This window comes from Streptomyces sp. NPDC001544 (genome assembly GCF_042894285.1).
In the GTDB taxonomy this organism is placed as follows: Bacteria; Actinomycetota; Actinomycetes; order Streptomycetales; family Streptomycetaceae; genus Streptomyces.
Map to the genome: position 1 here is coordinate 20,254 of NZ_JBIAVN010000018.1, position 21,528 is coordinate 41,781.

19 protein-coding genes are annotated in these 21,528 nt (G+C 71.3%); 6 read left to right on the plus strand and 13 right to left on the minus strand.

Translation table 11 applies throughout. From position 1 onward, the window contains the following. Positions 1 to 23 precede the first annotated feature (23 nt). Together ACFY0F_RS32340 and ACFY0F_RS32345 are read left to right on the plus strand one after the other, a co-directional pair. Positions 24 to 479 carry a GNAT family N-acetyltransferase gene (locus ACFY0F_RS32340; RefSeq protein WP_388802284.1) on the plus strand — a complete coding sequence of 152 codons (456 nt, stop codon included), beginning with the start codon at positions 24 to 26 and terminating at the stop codon, positions 477 to 479. 26 nt (positions 480 to 505) lie between these two features. After that, positions 506 to 1,186 carry an SMI1/KNR4 family protein gene (locus ACFY0F_RS32345; RefSeq protein ID WP_388802287.1) on the plus strand — a complete coding sequence of 227 codons (681 nt, stop codon included), beginning with the start codon at positions 506 to 508 and terminating at the stop codon, positions 1,184 to 1,186. 113 nt (positions 1,187 to 1,299) lie between these two features. Here ACFY0F_RS32345 and galK read toward each other — a convergent pair whose 3' ends face one another. From galK to galT, 3 genes are read right to left on the minus strand one after another with little or no spacing between them, the layout of a single operon-like run. Further along, a complete protein-coding gene (galK, locus tag ACFY0F_RS32350) occupies positions 1,300 to 2,454 on the minus strand; it encodes a galactokinase (protein ID WP_388802290.1) in 1,155 nt (384 codons plus the stop codon). Further along, complete coding sequence (galE, locus tag ACFY0F_RS32355) at positions 2,454 to 3,422, minus strand: UDP-glucose 4-epimerase GalE (RefSeq protein WP_388802293.1); 969 nt, start codon at positions 3,420 to 3,422, stop codon at positions 2,454 to 2,456. Before galE ends, galK begins: the two co-directional genes overlap by 1 nt. Then, on the minus strand, positions 3,422 to 4,480 hold the full coding sequence (gene galT / locus ACFY0F_RS32360; RefSeq protein ID WP_388802296.1) for a galactose-1-phosphate uridylyltransferase: 1,059 nt from the start codon (positions 4,478 to 4,480) through the stop codon (positions 3,422 to 3,424). Before galT ends, galE begins: the two co-directional genes overlap by 1 nt. 121 nt (positions 4,481 to 4,601) lie before the next feature. Between galT and ACFY0F_RS32365 the strand changes: the two genes are divergently transcribed. Together ACFY0F_RS32365 and ACFY0F_RS32370 are read left to right on the plus strand one after the other, a co-directional pair. Continuing rightward, positions 4,602 to 6,287 (plus strand): sodium:solute symporter family protein, encoded by a 1,686-nt coding sequence (locus ACFY0F_RS32365; RefSeq protein ID WP_388802298.1) that lies wholly within the window; start codon positions 4,602 to 4,604, stop codon positions 6,285 to 6,287. A 21-nt stretch (positions 6,288 to 6,308) separates the two neighbouring features. After that, on the plus strand, positions 6,309 to 6,644 hold the full coding sequence (locus ACFY0F_RS32370; protein WP_388802301.1) for a hypothetical protein: 336 nt from the start codon (positions 6,309 to 6,311) through the stop codon (positions 6,642 to 6,644). A 49-nt stretch (positions 6,645 to 6,693) separates the two neighbouring features. Here the strand turns inward: ACFY0F_RS32370 and ACFY0F_RS32375 are convergent, their stop codons facing one another. The 4 genes from ACFY0F_RS32375 to ACFY0F_RS32390 form a co-directional block, all read right to left on the minus strand. Next, positions 6,694 to 7,371 (minus strand): LuxR C-terminal-related transcriptional regulator, encoded by a 678-nt coding sequence (locus ACFY0F_RS32375; RefSeq protein ID WP_388802304.1) that lies wholly within the window; start codon positions 7,369 to 7,371, stop codon positions 6,694 to 6,696. Between the two features lie 203 nt (positions 7,372 to 7,574). Next, complete coding sequence (locus ACFY0F_RS32380; RefSeq protein WP_388802307.1) at positions 7,575 to 9,248, minus strand: PQQ-binding-like beta-propeller repeat protein; 1,674 nt, start codon at positions 9,246 to 9,248, stop codon at positions 7,575 to 7,577. Positions 9,249 to 9,325: 77 nt separating this feature from the next. Continuing rightward, positions 9,326 to 11,065, minus strand: coding sequence for a PQQ-binding-like beta-propeller repeat protein (locus ACFY0F_RS32385; RefSeq protein WP_388802309.1), 1,740 nt, complete (start codon positions 11,063 to 11,065; stop codon positions 9,326 to 9,328). A gap of 171 nt (positions 11,066 to 11,236) precedes the next feature. Next, positions 11,237 to 13,045, minus strand: coding sequence for an ABC-F family ATP-binding cassette domain-containing protein (locus ACFY0F_RS32390; protein WP_388802312.1), 1,809 nt, complete (start codon positions 13,043 to 13,045; stop codon positions 11,237 to 11,239). A 182-nt stretch (positions 13,046 to 13,227) separates the two neighbouring features. On the opposite strand from ACFY0F_RS32390, the gene ACFY0F_RS32395 reads away from it, so the two are divergent. Beyond that, the gene (locus ACFY0F_RS32395) at positions 13,228 to 13,821 is read left to right on the plus strand and encodes a Uma2 family endonuclease (protein ID WP_388802675.1); all 594 of its coding nucleotides are present in this window, start codon (positions 13,228 to 13,230) and stop codon (positions 13,819 to 13,821) included. 10 nt (positions 13,822 to 13,831) lie between these two features. Here the strand turns inward: ACFY0F_RS32395 and ACFY0F_RS32400 are convergent, their stop codons facing one another. From ACFY0F_RS32400 to rsmI, 6 genes are all read right to left on the minus strand, one after another. Next, the gene (locus tag ACFY0F_RS32400) at positions 13,832 to 14,725 is read right to left on the minus strand and encodes a 4-(cytidine 5'-diphospho)-2-C-methyl-D-erythritol kinase (RefSeq protein WP_388802314.1); all 894 of its coding nucleotides are present in this window, start codon (positions 14,723 to 14,725) and stop codon (positions 13,832 to 13,834) included. Next, complete coding sequence (gene rsmA / locus ACFY0F_RS32405) at positions 14,722 to 15,627, minus strand: 16S rRNA (adenine(1518)-N(6)/adenine(1519)-N(6))-dimethyltransferase RsmA (protein ID WP_388802317.1); 906 nt, start codon at positions 15,625 to 15,627, stop codon at positions 14,722 to 14,724. The genes ACFY0F_RS32400 and rsmA overlap by 4 nt, the downstream gene beginning before the upstream one ends. Before the next feature lie 33 nt (positions 15,628 to 15,660). Then, on the minus strand, positions 15,661 to 17,073 hold the full coding sequence (locus ACFY0F_RS32410; protein WP_388802320.1) for a ubiquitin-like domain-containing protein: 1,413 nt from the start codon (positions 17,071 to 17,073) through the stop codon (positions 15,661 to 15,663). 114 nt (positions 17,074 to 17,187) lie between these two features. Beyond that, positions 17,188 to 18,078, minus strand: a complete 891-nt coding sequence (locus ACFY0F_RS32415; RefSeq protein ID WP_388802322.1) for a TatD family hydrolase — start codon at positions 18,076 to 18,078, stop codon at positions 17,188 to 17,190. 45 nt (positions 18,079 to 18,123) lie between these two features. After that, complete coding sequence (locus ACFY0F_RS32420) at positions 18,124 to 18,549, minus strand: hypothetical protein (protein ID WP_388802325.1); 426 nt, start codon at positions 18,547 to 18,549, stop codon at positions 18,124 to 18,126. Between the two features lie 263 nt (positions 18,550 to 18,812). Continuing rightward, positions 18,813 to 19,664, minus strand: a complete 852-nt coding sequence (gene rsmI / locus ACFY0F_RS32425) for a 16S rRNA (cytidine(1402)-2'-O)-methyltransferase (RefSeq protein ID WP_388802327.1) — start codon at positions 19,662 to 19,664, stop codon at positions 18,813 to 18,815. A gap of 108 nt (positions 19,665 to 19,772) precedes the next feature. On the opposite strand from rsmI, the gene ACFY0F_RS32430 reads away from it, so the two are divergent. Beyond that, positions 19,773 to 21,512, plus strand: coding sequence for a dolichyl-phosphate-mannose--protein mannosyltransferase (locus ACFY0F_RS32430; protein WP_388802330.1), 1,740 nt, complete (start codon positions 19,773 to 19,775; stop codon positions 21,510 to 21,512). Positions 21,513 to 21,528: the final 16 nt, after the last annotated feature.

Sequence of the window (21,528 nt, forward strand, 5' to 3'; positions counted from 1 at the left end):
AGAACTGACCGTCCGGCGCGTTTATGGTGTGCCGCATGTTTCGTATTGAGGCGGAAGTCGACAAGGCCCGGCGCGATCTTCTCCGCTCCCGCCTGCGCGACACCAACACGGCCGCGTCCCCCGTCCTGGCCGCCCTGCGCGGCACCCCGGGCGAACGGGAGCGTCCGCTGCACGTCTGGGCGTCGGACGGGACGGGGGATCTGGCGGGCGGGCTGGTCGGCCACACCTGGGCGACCTGGCTGCACGTGACCTACCTGTGGGTCGACGCCCGCCACCGCGGCGCCGGCCTGGGCTCCCACCTCCTCGCCACCGCCGAACGAATCGCCCGCACCGACCACGCCTGTCACCACGCCCGCCTGGAGACCTGGGACTTCCAGGCCCCCGACTTCTACCGCCGACAGGGCTACGAGGTGGTGTGCGTGATCCCCGGCTACCCCCCGGGGATCACGGAGTACACGCTGACGAAGCGGCTGGGGTGAGCATCGGGAAGCCTTACGGTCTACGCATGACTGATCAATCGTGGGCGGGTGTGCGTCAGCGGGTCGAGGCGGTGGGTGCCGGGCCCGGGGGCGGCAAGGTGTTCGGGGCGCTGGGGCACAAGTGGGTCCTGGAGGAGCCGCTCAACCAGGACGAGCTCGCCGAGCTCGAGGCTCAGACAGGCGTGCGGCTGCCGGAGGAGTACCGGGACTTCCTGCTGCACGTCGGCGCGGGTGGTGCCGGTCCCGCGTACGGCTTGTTCCCGGTGCGGCGTGTGCGGGGCCGCTGGCGTTGGGAAGGCGACGGGGCGGGCCTGGCCGACCTGGCGAGGCTTGCCGAGCCGTTTCCCGAGCAGGGCCCGGACCAGAAACTGGTCGACGACCTCCTCGCACAGCACCCCGAGGAGGAGGACTTCGACGAGATGGACGGCTTCGACGACGCCATGGAGACGTGGGACGAGCGGTGGGAGGCCGTCATGTTCGCCCCGGAGCGCACCGTCGGAGCGATCGTCATATCCCACCTGGGCTGCGCCCAGCGGGAGTGGCTGATCATCAGCGGCAGCCACCGCGGCACGATCTGGTCCGACTGCCGGGTGGACGATGTCGATCTCGCCCCGCTGCTCGACGACGACGGTACGCCGGTGACGTTCGCCCGCTGGTACACCGGCTGGCTGGAGAAGGCCGAGCGCACGGCTCTGTCGGTGCCGTAGGCCCGTCGGCCCGCGCGCGTCCGTCGCGTGCGGGCCGGTGTCGGTGTCGGTGCCGTAGGCCCGTCGGCCCGCGCGCGTCCGTCGCGTGCGGGCCGGTGTCGGTGTCGGTGCCGTCAGCCGACCCGCCGCGCCCCCGGGGAGGGCACCGCCTCGAACACGCGGGGCGCCGTGAAGCCCGCCGCGGCGAAGGCGTCCTCGACGGACTTGGTGAGGGTGTCGACGTCGGCGGCCTCCGCGAGGACGATCGCCGAGCCGCCGAAGCCGCCGCCGGTCATCCGGGCGCCCAGGGCGCCGTTGGCCAGTGCGGTGTCGACGACGAGGTCCAGCTCGGGGCAGGAGATGCGGAAGTCGTCCCGCAGGGAGGCGTGGCCCTCGGTCAGCACCGGGCCGATCGCCCGGGTCTCGCCCGACCGGAGCAGGGAGACGACCCGCTCGACCCGCTGGTCCTCGGTGACGACGTGCCGCACCAGGCGGCGCACCTCCTCCTCGTCGCCGAGGCGGGCGAGGGCCTGGTCGAGTTCGTCGTAGGGGATGTCGCGGAGGGCGTCCACGCCCAGCAGCGCGGCGCCCTTCTCGCAGCCCGCGCGCCGCTTGCCGTACTCGCCGCCGCTGTGGGCGTGCTTGACCTGGGTGTCGACGACCAGCAGCCGCAGCCCCAAGGCCGCGAGGTCGAAGGGGATCTGTTGCTGCGACAGGTCGCGGGTGTCCAGGAAGAGGGCGTGGCCCTCCTCGCAGCACGCGGACGCGGTCTGGTCCATGATGCCGGTGGGGGCGCCGACGTAGACGTTCTCGGCGCGCTGGCACAGCCGGGCGAGCTGCCAGCGCTGCAGTCCGAGCTCGTAGAGGTCGTTCAGGGCGAGGGCGACGACGACCTCCAGGGCCGCCGAGGAGGACAGGCCCGCGCCGGTCGGGACGGTCGAGGACAGGTGGATGTCGGCGCCGGTGACCGGGTGGCCGGCCTCGCGCAGCGCCCAGACCACGCCCGCCGGGTAGGCCGTCCACGCGCGGTCGCTCTCCGGCGCCAGGGCGTCCAGGGAGAGTTCCGCGACACCGCCCTCGACGTCCGCCGAGTGCAGGCGCAGCTTGCCGTCCGTGCGGCGCGAGACCGCGGCGGTCGCCTCGTGCGGCAGTGCGAACGGCATGACGAAGCCGTCGTTGTAGTCGGTGTGCTCGCCGATCAGGTTGACGCGGCCGGGCGCCGACCAGACGCCCTCCGGCTCGGCTCCGTACAGTGCGGCGAAGTCCTCACGGACCTGCTGTGCCCCCACTACTGCTCCCTTGCGATGTGCTGGGCGAACTCCCACGCGTCCGCGACGATACCCGCGAGGTCCGTACGGGAGGGCTGCCAGCCGAGGCGCTCGCGGGCGGCCTGGGCGGACGCGACCAGGACCGCCGGGTCGCCGCCCCGGCGCGGGGCCACGACCTCGGGGATCGGGTGGCCGGTGACCTTGCGCACGGTCTCGATGACCTCGCGGACGGAGAAGCCCTCGCCGTTGCCGAGGTTGCAGATCAGGTGCTCGCCGGGGGCCGCGGCCTTCAGGGCCAGCAGGTGGGCCTCGGCGAGGTCCGCGACGTGGATGTAGTCGCGGACGCAGGTGCCGTCCGGGGTCGGGTAGTCGTCGCCGAAGACGGAGATCGACTCCCGGCGGCCCTGCGCGACCTGGAGGACCAGCGGGATCAGGTGCGACTCGGGGTCGTGGCGCTCGCCTTGCGCGCCGTAGGCGCCGGCCACGTTGAAGTAGCGCAGCGACACCGCGCCGAGCCCGTGGGCCGCGGCCTCGCCGGTGATCATGTGGTCGACGGCGAGCTTGGAGGCGCCGTAGGGGTTGGTGGGCTTGGTCGGGGCGGTCTCGACGATCGGGACCTGCTCCGGCTCGCCGTAGGTGGCGGCCGTGGAGGAGAAGACGAGGCGGCGCACGCCCGCCTCCCGCATGGCGCCGAGCAGGGCCATGGTGCCGCCGACGTTGTTGTCCCAGTACTTCTCGGGCTTGACGACCGACTCCCCGACCTGGGAGGAAGCGGCGAAGTGCAGGACGCCGTCGTAGGACGGGTCGAGCCACTTGCCCGCGTCGCGGATGTCGCCCTCGACGAAGGCGGCCCCGGCGGGCACGCCCTCGCGGAAGCCGGTGGAGAGGTTGTCCAGGACGGTGACCTCGTGGCCTGCCTCCAGCAGGTGCTGGGCGACCACGCTGCCGACGTAACCCGCGCCGCCCGTCACCAGGTACTTCCCGCTCATCAACTCGCTACCTCTCGCAGTCGCTGGGCCGCGCGCTCCGGCGGCACGTCGTTGATGAACACGCTCATGCCGGACTCGGAACCCGCGAGGAACTTCAGCTTGCCGGAGGTGCGGCGGATGGTGAAAAGCTCGAGGTGGAGCGCGAAGTCGTCCCGCGTCACGCCCTCGAAGTCCTCCAGCTGGCCGAACGGCGCCTGGTGCCAGGCGGCGATGTACGGCGTGGGAGGTTCACCGTCCCCGAAGATCCGGTCGAAGCGCCTCAAGAGTTCCAGATAAACCTTGGGGAACTCTGAGCGCGCCGCCTCGTCCAGCGCGAGCAGATCGGGGACACGGCGCCGGGGATACAGGTGGACCTCGTAGGGCCAGTGCGCGGAGTACGGCACGAAGGCGACCCAGTGTTCACCCTCAAGGACGACCCGCTCGTCGGCGAGTTCGCTCTCCAGGACGGAGTCGAAGAGGTTCTCCCCGCCGGTGGCGTCCTTGTGGGCCGCGAGAGAGCGCAGCATCAGCGCGGTGCGGGGGGTGGTGAAGGGGTACGCGTAGATCTGTCCATGGGGATGTCCCAGCGTCACGCCGATCTCGGCCCCGCGGTTCTCGAAGCAGAACACCTGCTCGACCGAGGAGAGGTGTGACAGCTCGGAGGTCCGGTCGGTCCAGGCGTCCAGCACCAGCCGCGCCTGTTCCTCGGTGAGGTCGGCGAAGGAGGCGTTGTGGTCGGAGGTGAAGCAGACGACCTCGCAGCGGCCCGAGTCGCCGGCCAGCGAGGGGAAACGATTCTCGAAGACGACGACGTCGTACGACGAGTCCGGGATCTCGCTCAGCCGGTCCCCCTGCGACGGGCACAGGGGGCACTCGTCGGCCGGCGGGTGGTAGGTGCGGCCCTGCCGGTGCGAGGCGATGGCCACCGCATCGCCGAGCAGCGGGTCGTGGCGTACCTCCGAAGTGGTGACCGTGCGCTCGAGCGGGCGCCGGTCCACCGCGTCGCGTACCGCGTCGTCCTTCAGGTCGTAGTAGATGAGCTCACGCCCGTCGGCCAACCGGGTCGAGGTCTTCTTCACCGCGACTCTCCATCCGTACACCCAGCAAGGCACCAAACAGAACCGAACACATCAAAGCACAAACCCCCACGTCCGTCACCATCACAACCAAACAAAGAACACCAAGCAAGGTGAGCGCCGCATGCGAACCCCCACATACCTGGCCGCCGAGCTCCGGCTCCCGACCAACTGGCTCGACTACACGATCCTCGCGATCTACTTCGTCGTCGTCCTGGGCATCGGTTTCGCCGCCCGCCGGTCGGTGAAGACCAGCCTCGACTTCTTCCTGTCCGGACGTTCCCTGCCCGCCTGGATCACCGGTCTCGCCTTCATCTCGGCCAACCTGGCGGCCACCGAGATCCTGGGCATGGCGGCCAACAGCGCACAGTACGGCGCCTACACCGTCCACTGGTACTGGATCGGCGCCATCCCGGCCATGGTCTTCCTCGGCCTGGTCATGATGCCCTTCTACTACGGCAGCAAGGTCCGCTCGGTGCCCGAGTTCCTGCTGCTGCGCTTCGACAAGGGCGCCCACCTGCTCAGCTCCATCCTGTTCGCGTTCGCGGCCATCCTGATCTCCGGGGTGAACCTGTACGCCCTGGCGATCGTCGTCGAGGCGCTGCTGGGCTGGCCGCAGTGGGTGGCCATCGTGGTCGCCGGCGCCTTCGTGCTCGCGTACATCACCCTCGGCGGTCTGTCCTCCGCGATCTACAACGAGGTGCTGCAGTTCTTCGTGATCCTGGCGGCCCTCATCCCGATCACGGTCCTCGGACTGAAGCGGGTGGGCGGCTGGGGCGGTCTGACCGACAAGCTCACCGCGATCCACGGCGCGAACTTCACCACGGCGTGGGGCGGCACCGGCATCGGCCACGCCAACCCGCTCGGCGCCAACTGGCTGACCATCGTCCTCGGCCTCGGCTTCGTGCTGTCCTTCGGCTACTGGACGACGAACTTCGCCGAGGTGCAGCGCGCCCTGTCCGCGAAGAACCTCTCCGCCTCCCAGCGCACCCCGCTGATCGCGGCGTACCCGAAGATCTTCATCGTCTTCCTGGTGATGATCCCGGGCCTGGTCGCGGCGGCGCTGGTGCCGAAGATCGGCACGTCCGCCTCGGGCCTGCAGTACAACGACGCCATCCCGTACCTGATGTCGCAGCTGCTGCCCAACGGTGTGCTCGGCATCGCCGTCACCGGTCTGCTCGCCGCCTTCATGGCGGGCATGGCGGCCAACGTGTCGTCCTTCAACACGGTGTTCACCAACGACATCTGGGGCCGGTACGTCGTCCGGCACCGCGAGGACGCGTACTACGTGCGGTTCGGCCGGCTGATCACCGCGATCGGCGTGGTGGCCTCCATCGGCACGGCGTTCCTCGCGTCGTCCTTCTCCAACATCATGGCCTACCTGCAGACGCTGTTCTCCTTCTTCAACGTGCCGATGTTCGTCGCCTTCATCGTCGGCATGTTCTGGAAGCGCGCGTCCGCGAAGTCCGGGTTCTGGGGGCTGCTCGCCGGGACGGTGACCGCGATGGTCAACTACTTCGTGCTCTACAAGAAGGGCATCATCGGCATCCCCACCGACCAGGGCGCGAACTTCGTCTCCGCCATCGCCGGGTTCGTCGCCGGCGCGGTGGTCATGGTCGTGGTGTCACTGTTCACCCGGCCCAAGCCGGAGCACGAGCTGCAGGGCCTGGTGTACGGCACCCGCTCGCCCGGCATGGCCGAGCCGCCCGCCCCCGGGGACGAGGCCTGGTACCGCCGGCCCGCGCTGCTGGGCTGGGGCGCGGTGATCCTGGCCGCCCTCTGCTACGTCCCGTTCTCGTTCTCGCTCTGACCGCGGGAGGATGGAAAGACCATGTCCGAGTCCGAACACTCCTGGTACTCCGAGGAAGACGTCCAGCGGGAAGTCACCGAGCTGGAGCAGAAGTCGGCCACGGCCGCGCGGATCTTCGACCTGCGGCGGATCATCGGCGGCCTGTTCGTCGTGTACGGGATCATCGTCACGATCGCCGGGATCACCGACTCCGACGCGGAGATCGCCCGGGCGCAGGGCATCAACATCAACCTGTGGACCGGCATCGGGATGCTGCTGCTGGGGTTGTTCTTCCTGGCGTGGCTGAAACTGCGGCCTACGCCGCCGCCGGTTCCGCATGACCTGCCGGAGGAGGGGCGGGACGCCAAGGGCGGGTGAAAGGCCTCGTCCTCACACGCCGGACGGGCTGAGTGACACTGACCGGCGCTCACACCTCCGGCCCGGTTGACGCCCGGTCCAAGAGGCCCGTGCGCGCGGCCAGGGCTGCCGCCTCCAGGCGGGAGCCCACGCCGAGCTTCATCAGGACCCGCTGGACGTGGGTCCGGGCCGTCGACGGGGCGATGCCCATGCCTGCCGCGATCAGGCGGGTGTCCTCGCCGTCGGCGACCCGGACCAGGACCTCCACCTCGCGCGGGGTGAGCATCTGCAGGAGGCGCTGGCCCTCGTCGTCGGGCTGGGCGGCGGGGTTGAGGAGTTCACTGAACGCGCCCTGCAGGAGCTGGGGGGCGACCGCCGCCTCCCCGGCCCTGGCCTTCATGATCGCCCGCTCCACGCCCTCGATGCGCTCGTCGTGCCGGACGTAGCCGGAGGCGCCCGCCGCGAAGGCCGCCGCGATCCCGCGGGGCGAGGGCACCGGGCCGAGCACGAGGACCGCGACCTGCGGGCGCTCCCGCTTGATCTTCACCACGGGGTCGAAGACCCCCGGCTCCGCGGGCGCCGCCGTGCCCAGCAGGCACACCTCCGGCGCCCGGCTGATCACCAGGTCGGCCGCACCCGCGGCCGGTGCCGCCGCGGCGAGTACCCGGTGTCCGCGCAGCTTGAGCGCCGAGGCCAGTGCCTCCGCGAGCAGTCGGTGGTCGTCGACCACCATGAGCCGCACTCCCATAGAGCAACCCCCCAGTCCCCCCCCATGGATGCCTCACTATGGATGCCCACGGTCCCCATGGACAGAGGGCCCCCCGGCACCCCGCCCCTCATGCCCCCGGAAGCTACACGCTTGTTCGACGTCGCGCTGCCCCTACTGGTGAGAAGTGCCCCGGAACGCTGAAATTCCTGCTATTCCGCGCATTCACCGGGTCTGATGGGTGATCAGTTTCCGCTGCCGAAGGCGACGACCAGGTACGCGTCGCGGTCCGTGGGGTCCGGCTTGTCCGCGTAGACCGCCGACATGTACAGACGGCCCCGGGAGAAGAGGAACTCCGCGGAGTCCGGCGACATGCGGGTCTCCGCTTCGCGCCCCGGCCCGGTGGCGGGGTTCTCCAGCAGCTTGGTCTCCTTGAAGGAGCCGCCGGCGATGCTGACGATCTGCCCGCCCTTGTCGTAGGGCGGACGCTTGTACGCGATCAGGTTGCCGCCGTCCATGCGCAGCGGGTGGATCGTGTAGCCGTCGCCGGCGTCGGCGCGCTGGCCGGTCTGCTTGCCGGTGGCCAGGTCGAAGGCGACGATCTCGTTGGTCCTGCTGAACTTGTCGCTGCCTTCCTTCTCCTCGGTCGGCACGTACAGCCTGTCGTTGCCGACGACGATCCCCTGGCAGGACTCGACGCGGGTGATGCCGTCGCAGCGGCCGCCGTAGGAGTCGCTCGGCGCGGCGATCCGGGTGCGCAGCCTCCCGGTCCGGTTGTCGATGGAGAAGTAGTCCGAGACGCCGCTGCCGTCGCCCGCGCTGTCGCCGACGTCGGCCGCGACCACCAGGGGGTCGGTGGAGACGACGGAGGCGTACTCGATGCCCTCGGACATCGTGTACTCGGAGATCACCTTCCCGGACTTCGGGTCGATGGTCTGGATGTGCAGCTGACGGCTGTCGCCGTCGCTGCACTTGCGCACCGCCACCAGCTTCTCGCCGCCGCCGTACCCGGCGTCGTAGCAGCTGTCGCTCGGCTTCGGCTGCCACAGCACCTTGCCGGAGGTGATGTCGAACGCGGCGCCACCGCTGGTGCTGCCGACGGCGACGGTGCCCTGCGCGACCGTCACGTTGTCGAGACTGATCGCGCGGTCTCCGGAGTCGACCGACTTCGTCCAGAGCTTCTTGCCCGTGTTCAGGTCGATCGCCGCGACCTGGCTGCAGCCCTCGAAGGACCCCTTCTTCGGCATCCTCGGCTGGAAGGTGACCGCGGTCAGGCCGTCGGAGGTGACGTGGTTCGTGGCCGCGCAGACCGGGCCGGGCAGTGCGACCGTCCACAGCTCGCTGCCGTCACCGGGGTCGTAGCCGGTGATCCGGGCGACGCCGCTCTTGGCGTACACCTTGTCGGTGATCCAGGAGCCGCTGGTGACGACCGTGTCGTTCGCCTTGGGCAGCGGGACCTTGAAGAGGACGTCGGAGGCGGTGTCGGCGGGCACCTTCTCCTTGCCGCCCGAGGACGTGCCGCCGGTGCCGCCCTTGCCGTCCGTGGCGCGCGCGGTGTCCTTCTTGCCGTCACCGCCGCCGGACTTCGCGTACCAGACCCCGCCGCCGATGATCAGGGCGATCGCGGCCAGCGCCGAGACGACGATGACCAGGGAGGTGTTCCTCTTACGCCCGCCACCGCCGGGCTGCCCGGGCTGCGGCTGCATCGGCATGGTCGGCTGTCCCGGGTAGCCGTAGCCGGGCTGACCGTACGCGGTCGGCTGCTGGGCGTACGGGTTCGGCTGCTGGGCGTACGGGTTCGGCTGCTGGCCGGGGTAGCCGTAGCCGGGCTGCTGGGGCGGGGTCTGCGGTGGCTGCGGCGGGCCGAAGCCGCCCTGCTGCGGGGGCTGGTTCGGCGGCGGGGGCGGCGGCTGGGTCATGGCTGGTGTACCTCGGAGGGAAGCCCGGGAGACGGGAAGGCGGGGAGGCGGGGACGAGGGCTGCGGCGGGGCCGGTCTCACTTGCCGAAGGCGAGCATCAGCTTCTCCTTGGCGTCGTCGTTCCCGGTCAGCCGGGTGGCGGAGATGTAGAAGCGCCCGTCGGCCCAGTCCACGGCTCCGTCGTAGAAGCCGTCCTCGATCTCCGCGGTGCCGCTGGGGTTCTGCAGCAGCTTCGTGGTCGTGTGGCTCGTGCCGCCGGTCGGGATCGACACGACCTGGCCGCCCGTGTCGTACGACGGGTGCACATAGGCGACGAGCTTGCCGCCCTCCACCTCGACCGGGGTCATGGACTCGTCCGTCGGGGACTTCACGCGCCACTTCGCCTTGCCGTCGGCCAGGCTGATCGCGACGATCTCGTTGGCGCCGCCGCTCGTGTCGGTCGGCAGGTAGAGCGTGTCGGCGTCGGCGGCGACGCCCTGGCAGCCCTGGAGGTCGCGCTCCAGCACGGCCCAGCCGCACTGCGGGGCGAACTTCTCGTCGACCTTGACCTCGGAACGGAACTTGCCGTCGGCGGTGAAGGCGGAGATGTTCCACACCTTCTTGTCCTCGTTGGTCAGGTAGACCACGAGCGGGTCGACGGAGTAGGTCCGCGCGACCGTCCAGCCCTTCTTCACCTTCTGGGTCCACCTGACCTTGCCGGTGGCCGGGTCCAGCGACTGGATCTCGTCGTGCTCGTTGCTTCCGCCGGCGCCGCAGGAGGCGACGGAGAGCAGCCGGCCGGTGCCGCCCGCGAACGCGGTCGGGAAGCAGTCGGTGCCGTACTTCTTCTTGTCGTACAGCTTCTTGCCGCTGCCGAGGTCGTACGCCGTACCCGACTGCGAGCGGCCCACCATCAGGACCTTGCCGCTGATGGTCAGACCCACGTCGAGCGTGCTGTCGAACAGTTCGCCGTCGGCGACCGTGCCGCTCCAGCCCTTCTTCCCCGTGTTCAGGTCGATCTGCTGAAGCCGGTTGCACTTGGCGCGGTCGCTGGTGCCGCTCATGTACGCCACGACGACCTTGTCGTCGGCCGACTTCTGCGGGGTGACGGCGCAGATCTTCTGGGGGAAGGTGAGGGGGGCCCAGGTGGGGTTGCCGTCACCGACGCCGTACGCGAAGACCTGCTTGTAGGCCGCCTTCACAGCCGTCCTGCCGGTGATCCACATGCCGGGTGCCTCGGCCCCGGAACCGGGCGCGTCCGGTGCCGTCTTGTACCAGAGCACCTTGGCCTCGCCGGGCTTCCGGCCCGCGTTGAGGTCCTGCGGGTCGGACTTGCCGTCGCCGCTGCCGTCACCGGGATTGACCGGGGTGTCGGCGGCGGTGGGCTCGCCGGCGTCGCTCTTGTGCGCGACCGGCTTCTTCCCGCCGCCCTCGTCCGCGCCGGCGACCGCGTACACGGTGCCGCCGATGACCAGCAGCGCCGCCACCGCCACACCGATGACCAGGGCGGGCTTCCCCTTGAAGGGACCGCGCGACCCGCCGGGCGGCGGCGTGCCGGGGGCACCGGGGTACTGCGGCTGCTGCGGGTATCCGTACCCGGGCTGCTGGGCGTAAGGCCCCGGCTGCGGCGGCTGGCCGTACGGGCCGGGCGTGCCGGGCGCCCCGGCGTAGGGGCCGGGCTGGGCGTAGGGGCCGGACTGCTGCGGGTAGCCGTATCCCGGCTGGGGTGGCTGGGCTGGTGGCGGGGGCGCGGGGGATCCGAATCCGCCCTGGGGCGGCGGGGTCTGCGGTGGGCCGAAACCGCCCTGCTGCGGCGGATGTTCGGGCGGCTGGGTCATCAGCGCGTCTCCCCCTCGTTCACTGATTTTGAGCCAGTTCTCAGACCGCTCTTTCTATCACTCGGGTCGGACGACGCAGCGGGCCGGACCAACCCCTGTTCCCAAGGGAGGACCGGCCCGTGATGCCGTCGTTACGCGCCTTCACCGCCCCGTCACCGGGCGCCCGTCGGGCTACGCGTCCTCGGCGAGTTCCAGCCAGCGAAGCTCCAGTTCCTCGCGCTCACCGGTCAATTCCCGGAGCTGGGCGTCGAGTTCGGCGACCTTGGCGAAGTCCGTGGCGTTATCCGCGATTTGCGCGTGCAGCTTGGCCTCCTTCTCGGAGACGCGGTCCAACTGCCGCTCGATCTTCTGCAGTTCCTTCTTGGCGGCCCGCTGGTCGGCGGCGCTCTTCTCGGGAACGGCCGGCTTGGGGGCCGAGGCGGCGGCGGAGGCGGCGACCGCCTCCTCCATCCGCTGCCGTCGCTCCAGGTACTCGTCGATGCCGCGCGGCAGCATCCGCAGGGTGCCGTCACCGAGGAGCGCGTACACCCGGTCGGTGGTGCGCTCGACGAAGAACCGGTCGTGGGAGATGACGATCATCGAGCCGGGCCAGCCGTCGAGCAGGTCCTCGAGCTGGGTGAGGGTCTCGATGTCGAGGTCGTTGGTGGGCTCGTCGAGGAAGAGGACGTTGGGCTCGTCCATCAGCAGCCGCAGCAACTGCAGCCGGCGCCGCTCACCACCCGACAGGTCGCCGACCGGCGTCCACTGCTTCTCCTTGCCGAAGCCGAACGTCTCGCAGAGCTGACCGGCGGTCATCTCCCGCCCCTTGCCGAGGTCGACGCGCTCGCGCACCCGCTGCACGGCCTCCAGCACCCGCCAGTCGGGGTCGAGCTCGGCGACCTCCTGGGAGAGGTAGGCGAGCTTCACGGTCTTCCCGACGGCGATCCGCCCGCCCGCCGGCTGCGCCTCGCCCTCCGTGCGCGCCGCCTCGGCCATGGCGCGCAGCAGGGAGGTCTTGCCGGCGCCGTTGACGCCGACCAGGCCGATGCGGTCGCCGGGGCCGAGCTGCCAGGTGACGTGCTTCATCAGCACCTTGGGGCCGGCCTGGACGGTGATGTCCTCGAGGTCGAACACCGTCTTGCCGAGCCGGGAGGAGGCGAACTTCATCAGCTCGCTGCTGTCCCGCGGCGGCGGTACGTCCGCGATCAGCTCGTTGGCGGCCTCCACGCGGAAGCGCGGCTTGGAGGTGCGGGCGGGCGCCCCGCGCCGCAGCCAGGCCAGCTCCTTGCGGACCAGGTTCTGCCGCTTGGTCTCCTCGGTGGCCGCGATGCGCTCGCGTTCGGCACGGGCGAAGACGTAGTCGGAGTAGCCGCCCTCGTACTCGTACACGGTCCCGCGCTGCACGTCCCACATGCGCGTGCACACCTGGTCGAGGAACCAGCGGTCGTGGGTGACGCACACCAGCGCCGAGCGCCGCTCCCGCAGGTGCCGGGCCAGCCAGGAGATGCCCTCGACGTCGAGATGGTTGGTCGGCTCGTCCAGGACCAGCAGGTCCTGCTCCTCGATGAGCAGCTTGGCCAGCGCGATCCGTCGCCGCTCGCCACCCGACAGCGGCCCGATGACGGTGTCCAGCCCCTTGGGGAAGCCCGGCAGGTCGAGCCCGCCGAACAGCCCCGTCAGTACGTCCCTGACCTTGGCGTTGCCCGCCCACTCGTGGTCGGCCATGTCGCCGATCACCTCGTGCCGGACGGTGGCCTCGGGGTCGAGGGAGTCGTGCTGGGTGAGCACCCCGATCCGCAGCCCGCCGGAGTGCGTGACCCGCCCGGTGTCGGCCTCCTCGACCTTGGCCAGCATCCGGATGAGGGTGGTCTTGCCGTCGCCGTTGCGGCCGACGACCCCGATCCGGTCCCCTTCGGACACGCCGAGCGAGACACCGTCCAGCAGCGCACGGGTGCCGTACACCTTGCTGACGTTCTCGACATTGACCAGGTTGACGGCCATTTCACTCCTGCCGGCGGGACTGTATCGACATGCGGCTCCGCCGCGGGGGTCAGCCTTCTAGCGTAGGGCCTGCGGGGCGGGGGGCGGCGCGTGGAGGGGTGGTCACTCTTTGTGATGACGTGATCGGGAATCGGCCGCTACCGTGGAGAACAGGCAGCAGGATCCCGTCCATGGGAGGAACCATGACCGCCGAGTCCGTGAAGCACCGCCGTTCCTGGCCGGTGCCGCCCCCGGACGGCTACACCGTGGACGACTTGTTCACACTGCCGGATCTCCCGCCGCACACCGAGCTGATCGACGGGAGCCTGGTTTTCGTGAGTCCGCAGCGCCGTTTCCACTTTCTCGCGATCGACCTGTTGGTCAACGGACTGCGGAGCTGTCTCACCCCGGAGTTCAGTGTCGAACGGGAGATGACGGTGGTACTGGATCGGCGCAATGGCCCCGAACCAGACGTCTCCGTAGTCCGTGCCGAAGCGGTCACCGACCGGCGTCAGACCCACTTCAAAGCAACCGACGTCGTACTGGCCGTCGAGGTGGTCTCGCCGGACTCCGAGGCCCGCGACCGAGACTACAAACCGCACAAGTACGCGGCGGCGGGTATTCCCCATTACTGGCTCGTCGACATGGCGGGACAGGACGACCATCCGGTGGTCCAGGTCTATGAACGCGGGGAAGCCACCGGCACATACGCCCTGACCGGCATCTACCACGACCGCGTCAAGGTCAGCGTGCCCTACGACATCGACATCGACCTGACCGCGATCGACGCGCTCTGAGAGGGGCCCCTCACACGACCGTCGCCCCCGGTGCGGGCGCCGTAGCCACCCGCACCGTCCGGCAAGTCCCCGAACCGCGCAGCGCATCGGCCACCGCCACCGCCGACTCCGCATCGCGCACCAGGAAAGCCGTCGTCGGCCCCGACCCCGACACCAGCGCCGTGAGCGCACCCGCCGCCCGCCCCGCGTCCAGCGTGTCCGCCAGCTCCGGGAACAGGGACAGCGCGGCAGGCTGGAGGTCGTTCGACACGGCCCCCGCCAGCGCCTCCGCATCCCCCTTCGCCAGCGCCTCCACCAGCTCCGCCGAGGCCACCGGCTCCGGGATCTCCCGCCCCTGCGCCAGCCGGTCGAACTCGCGGAAGACCGCCGGGGTGGACAGCCCGCGCCCGGCCATCGCGAACACCCAGTGGAAGGTCCCGCCGACCTCCAGCGCGGTCAGTCGCTCACCGCGTCCGACCCCGAGGGCCGCGCCCCCCACCAGAGCGAACGGCACGTCGCTGCCCAACTCGGCGCAGATCTCCAGCAGCTCGGCCCGCGAGGCCGCCGTCCCCCACAGCGCGTCGCAGGCGACCAGGGCGGCCGCGCCGTCCGCGCTGCCGCCCGCCATGCCCCCGGCGACCGGGATGTCCTTGGCGATGTGGATGTGCACGGCGGGCTCGACGCCCCGGCGCTCCGCGAGGGTGAGGGCGGCGCGCGCGGCGAGGTTCGTACGGTCCAGGGGGACCTCCCAGGCGTCCGGCCCCTCGCAGGTGACGCGCAGCCCGTCGGCCGGGGTGACCGTGACCTCGTCGAACAGGCCGACGGCGAGGAAGACGTTGGCCAGGTCGTGGTAGCCGTCGGGGCGTGCGGCGCCCACCGCGAGCTGGACGTTGACCTTGGCCGGGACGCGTACCGTGACGCTCACTTACCGCTCTCCTCGTCCGGGGGTGCGGGGGTCGTCCCCCGCAGTGACGCAGCTTCCGCGATCCGCGCGAACTCCTCGACGGTCAGGGACTCTCCCCGGGCCTGCGGCGAGACGCCGGCCGCGACCAGGGCCGCCTCGGCGGCGGCCGCCGATCCGGCCCAGCCGGCGAGCGCGGCCCGCAGGGTCTTGCGGCGCTGTGCGAACGCCGCGTCGACCACCGCGAAGACCTCCCTCTTCGACGCCGTGGTCTTGACCGGCTCGGCCCGGCGGACGAGCGAGACCAGCCCGCTGTCGACGTTGGGCGCGGGCCAGAAGACGTTGCGGCCGATGGCGCCGGCCCGCTTGACCTCGGCGTACCAGTTGGCCTTGACGGACGGGACGCCGTACACCTTCGAGCCGGGCGCGGCGGCGAGCCGGTCGGCGACCTCGGACTGCACCATCACCAGGGTGCGTTCGATGCCGGGGAAGGTGTCGAGCATGTGCAGCAGCACCGGCACCGCCACGTTGTACGGCAGGTTCGCCACCAGCGCGGTCGGGGCGGGCCCCGGCAGTTCGGTCACGTGCATGGCGTCGGAGTGGACCAGCGCGAACCTGTCGGCGCGCCCCGGCATGCGGGCGGCGATCGTGGCGGGCAGGGCGGCGGCGAGGACGTCGTCGATCTCGACGGCCGTGACGCGGTCGGCGACCTCCAGCAGAGCGAGGGTGAGGGAGCCGAGCCCCGGGCCGACCTCCACCACCACGTCGTCCGGGCGGACCTCGGCGGTGCGCACGATCCGGCGGACCGTGTTCGCGTCGATCACGAAGTTCTGGCCGCGCTGCTTGGTGGGGCGCACACCGAGGGCGGCCGCCAGTTCACGGATGTCGGCGGGGCCCAGCAGGGCGTCGGGGGTGGGGCTGCTCACCCGACAAGGGTACGGGGCGGCGGCGGGCGCTCCTCACCCGTGCAACCGGCCCCCGCAGTGCGGCCAGGGAGCGGCCCCTTTCCGGACGTACAGCTTCTTCGCCCGGTAGGTCTGTTCGTCCGCCGGAGCGTCCTGGGGGCGGCCGAGGCCGCCGAGACTGTGCCAGGTGCGGGTGTCGAACTGGTAGAGGCCGCCGTACGTCCCGGAGGAGTCCACCGCGTCGGGCCGGCCTCCGGACTCGCAGACCGCGAGCCCCTTCCAGTCGAGGTGGTCGGTGCCCCGCACGGACGGGGGGTGCGGCTTGGTGCCCACCTTCACCAGTTGGGTGCGGGGAGTGCGCACCACCTCGGTCTTCTCGCGGCGCGGCTCCTGCCTGACGCCGTTGACGATCCGCTGGTGGTAGGTGACCCGTCTGAGCCCCGGCTGCCCGGGCTGTTCGATGACGACCGTGCCCCGCGGCAGCGAGGGGTCGTTCGTGCGCCGCACGTCGAAGGGGATGACCTCCTCGCGGACCTCCTTGGCGCCGGTGATCCGCAGCACGGTCACCGTCTGCCCGTCGCGCGGGAAGCTCCCGGGCGGCACGGAGGTGGTGTCCTGGCCGTGCAGGGTGATCCCGGCCTGGGTCACCGCCTCCCGCACGGTCGCCGCGTTGGTGCGAACGGTCCGGGCGCGGCCGTCCGCCATGACGGTGACCGCGCGTTCGGTGCGCACGTCGAGCGCGAGCCCGGCGCGTCCGATGCGCCGGGAGCGCGAGGTCGACAGGTAGGCGCCCTCCGCGCGCACCCCCATCTGTTCGAGCGCCTCCTGGACCGTGTGCGCCGTCGTCCACACCTCCTGGCGCTGCCCGTCGAGCGTGAGCCGCAGGGGCCGCCCGTAGTGCACCTCGACCTGGTCGCCGCTGGCCAGGGGGGCGCCGGGGGCGGGTACCACCACGTCGTGCGCGCCGAGCGGTACGTCCTCCTCGGCGAGCAGTCCGGTCACGTCGTCGGCGAAGGTGTGCAGTGTGCGCGGTCTGCCGTCGACGTTCAGCTCTACGGCCTTGTCCTTGGCGACGAACGCGGTGGTGCCGCCGGCGAGGAACGCGACGACCAGTGCCTGCGGCAGCAGTCGGCGCACGGCCGTCTCCGGCCGTTCGGGCCTACGGGCCCTGCGTCTGCGCCCCGTCCGCCCGCCGGCCGCAGCGGACACCGCGGCCACCGCGTCCGCGACGGGCACTTCGGGCGCCGGGGCCGCCGTCGCGGGCCGGCTCGCCGTCCGCCGCGGCGGCGCGGGCTCGGTGACGAGGTACGCCTGCGCCTCGTACGCGGGCCGGTAGGTGTCCTCGTACACGCCGTACGACACGGTCTCCGCACGATGCGCGGAGACGCCATGGCCGTACGGCCGGTACGGCTCGTACGGCTCGTACGGCTCATCGGTCTCGTACGGCTCGTACTGCGGCTTGCTCACGCCGACACGCTCCAGAGGGCCAGAGGGGTCCGGATCGGGCCCCCAGAACCTAGCGGAGCGGGCGTCACTCTCCAAAGCGACGCGACTACGGACCGTCGCCGCCCGAACGTACGATCAGTACCCGAAGGCCCGGGCCGTGTTCGCGGCCAGTGCCGTGGCGAGGGTGTCCTCGTCGATGCCGCGCGCGGCGGCCAAGGCACGGACCGTGACGGGGACGAGGTACGGGGCGTTCGGGCGTCCCCGGTAGGGCGCCGGCGTCAGGAAGGGCGCGTCGGTCTCCACGAGGACCAGTTCGAGCGGGGCGACGGCGAGGGCGTCGCGCAGGTTCTGGGCGTTCTTGAAGGTGACGTTGCCGGCGAAGGACATGTAGTAGCCCTCGCGGGCGCAGATCTCGGCCATCTCGGCGTCGCCGGAGTAGCAGTGGAAGACGGTGCGCTCGGGCGCGCCCTCCTCCTTCAGTACGCGCAGGACGTCGGCGTGGGCGTCGCGGTCGTGGATGACGAGTGCTTTGCTCCGGCGCTTGGCGATCTCTATGTGTGCCCGGAAGGACCGCTCCTGCGCCGCCTTGCCCTCCGGTCCGGTGCGGAAGTAGTCGAGTCCCGTCTCGCCGACCCCCTTCACCTGCGGCAGTCCGGCCAGCCGGTCGATCTCGGCGAGCGCCTCGTCCAGCGCGGCGTCCCCGCCGGGCTCGCGGGCGCCCTGCCGCGACCAGCCGTCGGGGTCCCCGTGGACGATGCGCGGGGCCTCGTTCGGGTGCAGGGCGACCGTCGCGTGCACGCTGTCGTACGTCGCCGCGGTCTCGGCGGCCCACTGCGAACCCTTGATGTCGCAGCCGACCTGGACGACGGTCGTCACGCCCACCGCCGCGGCCTTCTCGAGGCCTTCCTCGACCGAGCCGGACTGCATGTCGAGGTGGGTGTGGGAGTCGGCGACCGGCACCCGGAGAGGCTCCGGGAGGGGCGGTGCCGCGTTCTTCTCGGCCGCGGCGGAGGTGTTCGAAGGCATGCCCCGATCCTACGAAAGGGGCATGCCCGGCCCGTCGGCGAGCGCTCAGCTCGCCTTGCGCTGGAACGGGTGGAGAAGGTCGGACAGGTGCCAGTGGTGGTGTTCGCCGACCGCCCCGGCCGCCCCGGCCGTCGGGGCCTCCTCGGGGGCCTTCGGCGCCTCCACCGGACCGGCCTGCGGTGGGCGGGACCGCGCGACGGCGTCGCGTACCGCCGAGACCTGGCCGGCTCGCATGATCCGCACCACGTGTCCGTCGCAGTTCCGGCACGCGGGCCGGCTCAGCGGGGACGGCACGACCTGACCACCGCACACGTACATGACGAACTCGTGTCCGTCCGCGTCCGTGTGGTGCTCTATCTCGTACGACTGTTCCCAGCCGTGCCCGCACCGCATGCAGGCGAAGGAATACGACTCGTGAACGACTGCCGTCGCGGTACCGCGCGGGCCGGTCTGCCCAGCGATCTCACTCATGCCAGCTCTCCTCCCCTTGGGGGCGAGGGACAGGTGCGTCCCTGCTGACCAGTGGACTCTCCCGCCGACGTGAATGCAGCAGGCCTGTCGAGTGTTGGAGGCGATTTGAGCGTTCCTTGCCGTACCGGCCCCGGCGGCGGGGTCTGCGCTTTGCCTTCGGCGACCCTGCTTTGCCCGACCATGGGGCGCATGCTCATGGGTGAAGAGGCCTGCTCAGAGGGGGTGTGAGCCCCCTCACGCCCCCTTTCGCACCCCCTGCTTCCTCACAACCCCCCGGCGTTCTTGGCCGCCACGACGGCGTCGAACACCTCACGCTTGGGGATCCCCGCGTCCGCGGCCACCGCCGCGATCGCCTCCTTGCGGCGCTCCCCCGCCTCCTCCCGGACCCTGACCCGGCGCACCAGTTCCGCGGCGTCCAGTTCCTCGGGACCGCGCTCGGCGGCGCCCTCGACGACGACGGTGATCTCGCCGCGCACGCCCTCGGCGGCCCAGGCCGCCAGTTCCGCGAGCGGGCCGCGCCGCACCTCCTCGTACGTCTTGGTCAGCTCCCGGCAGACGGCGGCCCGCCGCTCACCGCCGAAGACCTCGGCCATGGCGGCGAGGGTGTCGTCGAGCCGGTGCGGCGCCTCGAAGTACACGAGCGTGCGGCGCTCCTCGGCGACCTCCCGCAGCCGGGTCAGCCGCTCCCCCGCCTTCCTCGGCAGGAAGCCCTCGAAGCAGAACCGGTCGACGGGCAGCCCGGACAGCGCCAGCGCGGTGAGCACGGCGGACGGTCCGGGGACGGCGGTGACCCGGACGTCCCGCTCGACGGCCGCGGCGACCAGCCGGTACCCGGGGTCGGACACCGACGGCATCCCGGCGTCCGTCACCAGCAGCACCCGCGCGCCGTTCACGAGCTCCTCGACCAGCTCCGGTGTCCGGGCGGACTCGTTGCCCTCGAAGTACGACACCACCCGCCCCCTGGGCGTCACCCCGAGGGCCTGCGTGAGCCGGCGCAGCCGGCGCGTGTCCTCGGCGGCGACGACATCGGCGCCGGCCAGTTCCTCGGCGAGCCGGGGCGGCGCGTCCGCGATGTCGCCGATGGGGGTGCCCGCCAAAACAAGGGTTCCAGTCACGCCGTCATCCTCTCAGGGGCCGGCGGGAAGGCCCGCGGGACGGGACGTGGTGCGACCGGTAACCCCCATGCACGGGACTCACACAGAACGGTTCCCTACGATGGCGCGGTGACCAGTACCGCGTCCTCCACCGACATCCGGCAGGGCCGGGCCCCGCAAGACCAGCGGCCTGGGTGGCAGCAGCGGCTGCGCCGGTTCGGCTACACGGCGGGGCCGAGAGGCGACCTCCGCGACCGCCTGGTGCCGCCGTACGCCGAGCCCGGCTCCCGTCTGTGGGCGTCCCTGGGCGTGCCGCCGACCCTCGCCGAGCGCGTCAACCGCTGGTCGGGCTGGGGCGGTCCGCTGTTGGTGACGCTGATGGCGGGCCTGCTGCGGTTCTGGGACCTGGGCAGCCCGAAGAAGGTGATATTCGACGAGACGTACTACGCCAAGGACGCCTGGGCGCTCGTCCACCGCGGCTTCGAGGTCAACTGGAACAAGAACGCCAACGACCTGATCGTCCAGACGAACGGCCACATCGCCGTCCCGACGGACGCCTCGTACGTCGTGCACCCGCCGGTCGGCAAGTACGTCATCGGGCTCGGCGAGCTGGTCTTCGGCTTCGACCCGTTCGGCTGGCGCTTCATGACGGCGCTGCTCGGCACCCTGTCGGTGCTGCTGCTGTGCCGCATCGGCCGCCGCATGTTCCGCTCCACGTTCCTCGGCTGTCTCGCCGGTGCGCTGATGGCGGTGGACGGCCTGCACTTCGTGATGAGCCGGACCTCGCTGCTCGACGGCGTGCTGATGTTCTTCGTGCTGGCCGCCTTCGGCTGCCTGATCGTCGACCGTGACCGGGCCCGGGAGCGGCTCGCCGCCGCGCTGCCCGTGGACGCCGACGGCCGCCTGCGCCCGGACGCCCAGGTCGCCGACACCCTCCGCCTGGGGTGGCGTCCCTGGCGCTGGGGAGCCGGCGTGCTGCTCGGCCTCGCCATCGGCACCAAGTGGAACGGCCTGTACATCCTGGCCGCGTTCTGTCTGATGGCCGTGCTGTGGGACGTCGGCGCCCGCAAGGTGGCCGGCGCCCGGCACCCCTACCTGGCCGCCCTCAAGTACGACACCGGCCTGGCCTTCCTGTCCATGGTCCCGGTGGCGATCGCCGTGTACCTGCTGTCCTGGCTCGGCTGGATCCTCTCCCCCACCGACGGCTCCGGCGGTTACTTCCGCAACTGGGCGGCCACCGACGGCAAGGGCGGTCACTGGACGTTCCTGCCGGACTGGGTGCGCAGCCTGTGGCACTACGAGCACGAGGTGTACAAGTTCCACGTCGGCCTGTCGACCCCGCACACGTACCAGTCCAACCCGTGGAGCTGGCTCGTCCTGGGCCGCCCGGTCTCCTACTTCTACGAGTCCCCCTCCCCCGGTGTCGACGGCTGCCCGGCCGCCGCGGGCCAGAAGTGCGCCCGCGAGGTCCTCGCCATCGGCACGCCCCTGCTGTGGTGGACGGCCTGCCTCGCGATCCTCTACATCCTGTGGCGCTGGGCCTTCCGCCGTGACTGGCGGGCGGGCGCCATCGCCTGCGGCATCGCGGCCGGCTACCTCCCCTGGTTCATGTACCAGCAGCGCACGATCTTCCTCTTCTACGCCGTCGTCTTCGTCCCGTTCCTCTGTCTGGCGGTGGCGATGCTGGTCGGCGCCCTCGTCGGCCGCCCGGGCTCCAGCGACACCCGCCGCCTGATCGGCGCGTCGGGGGCGGGCGTGCTGGTGCTGCTGATCGCGTGGAACTTCATCTACTTCTGGCCCCTGTACACGGGAACGGCGATCCCGATCGACGACTGGCGGTCGCGGATGTGGATCGACACCTGGGTCTAGCCGGGCGGGGCGGCCG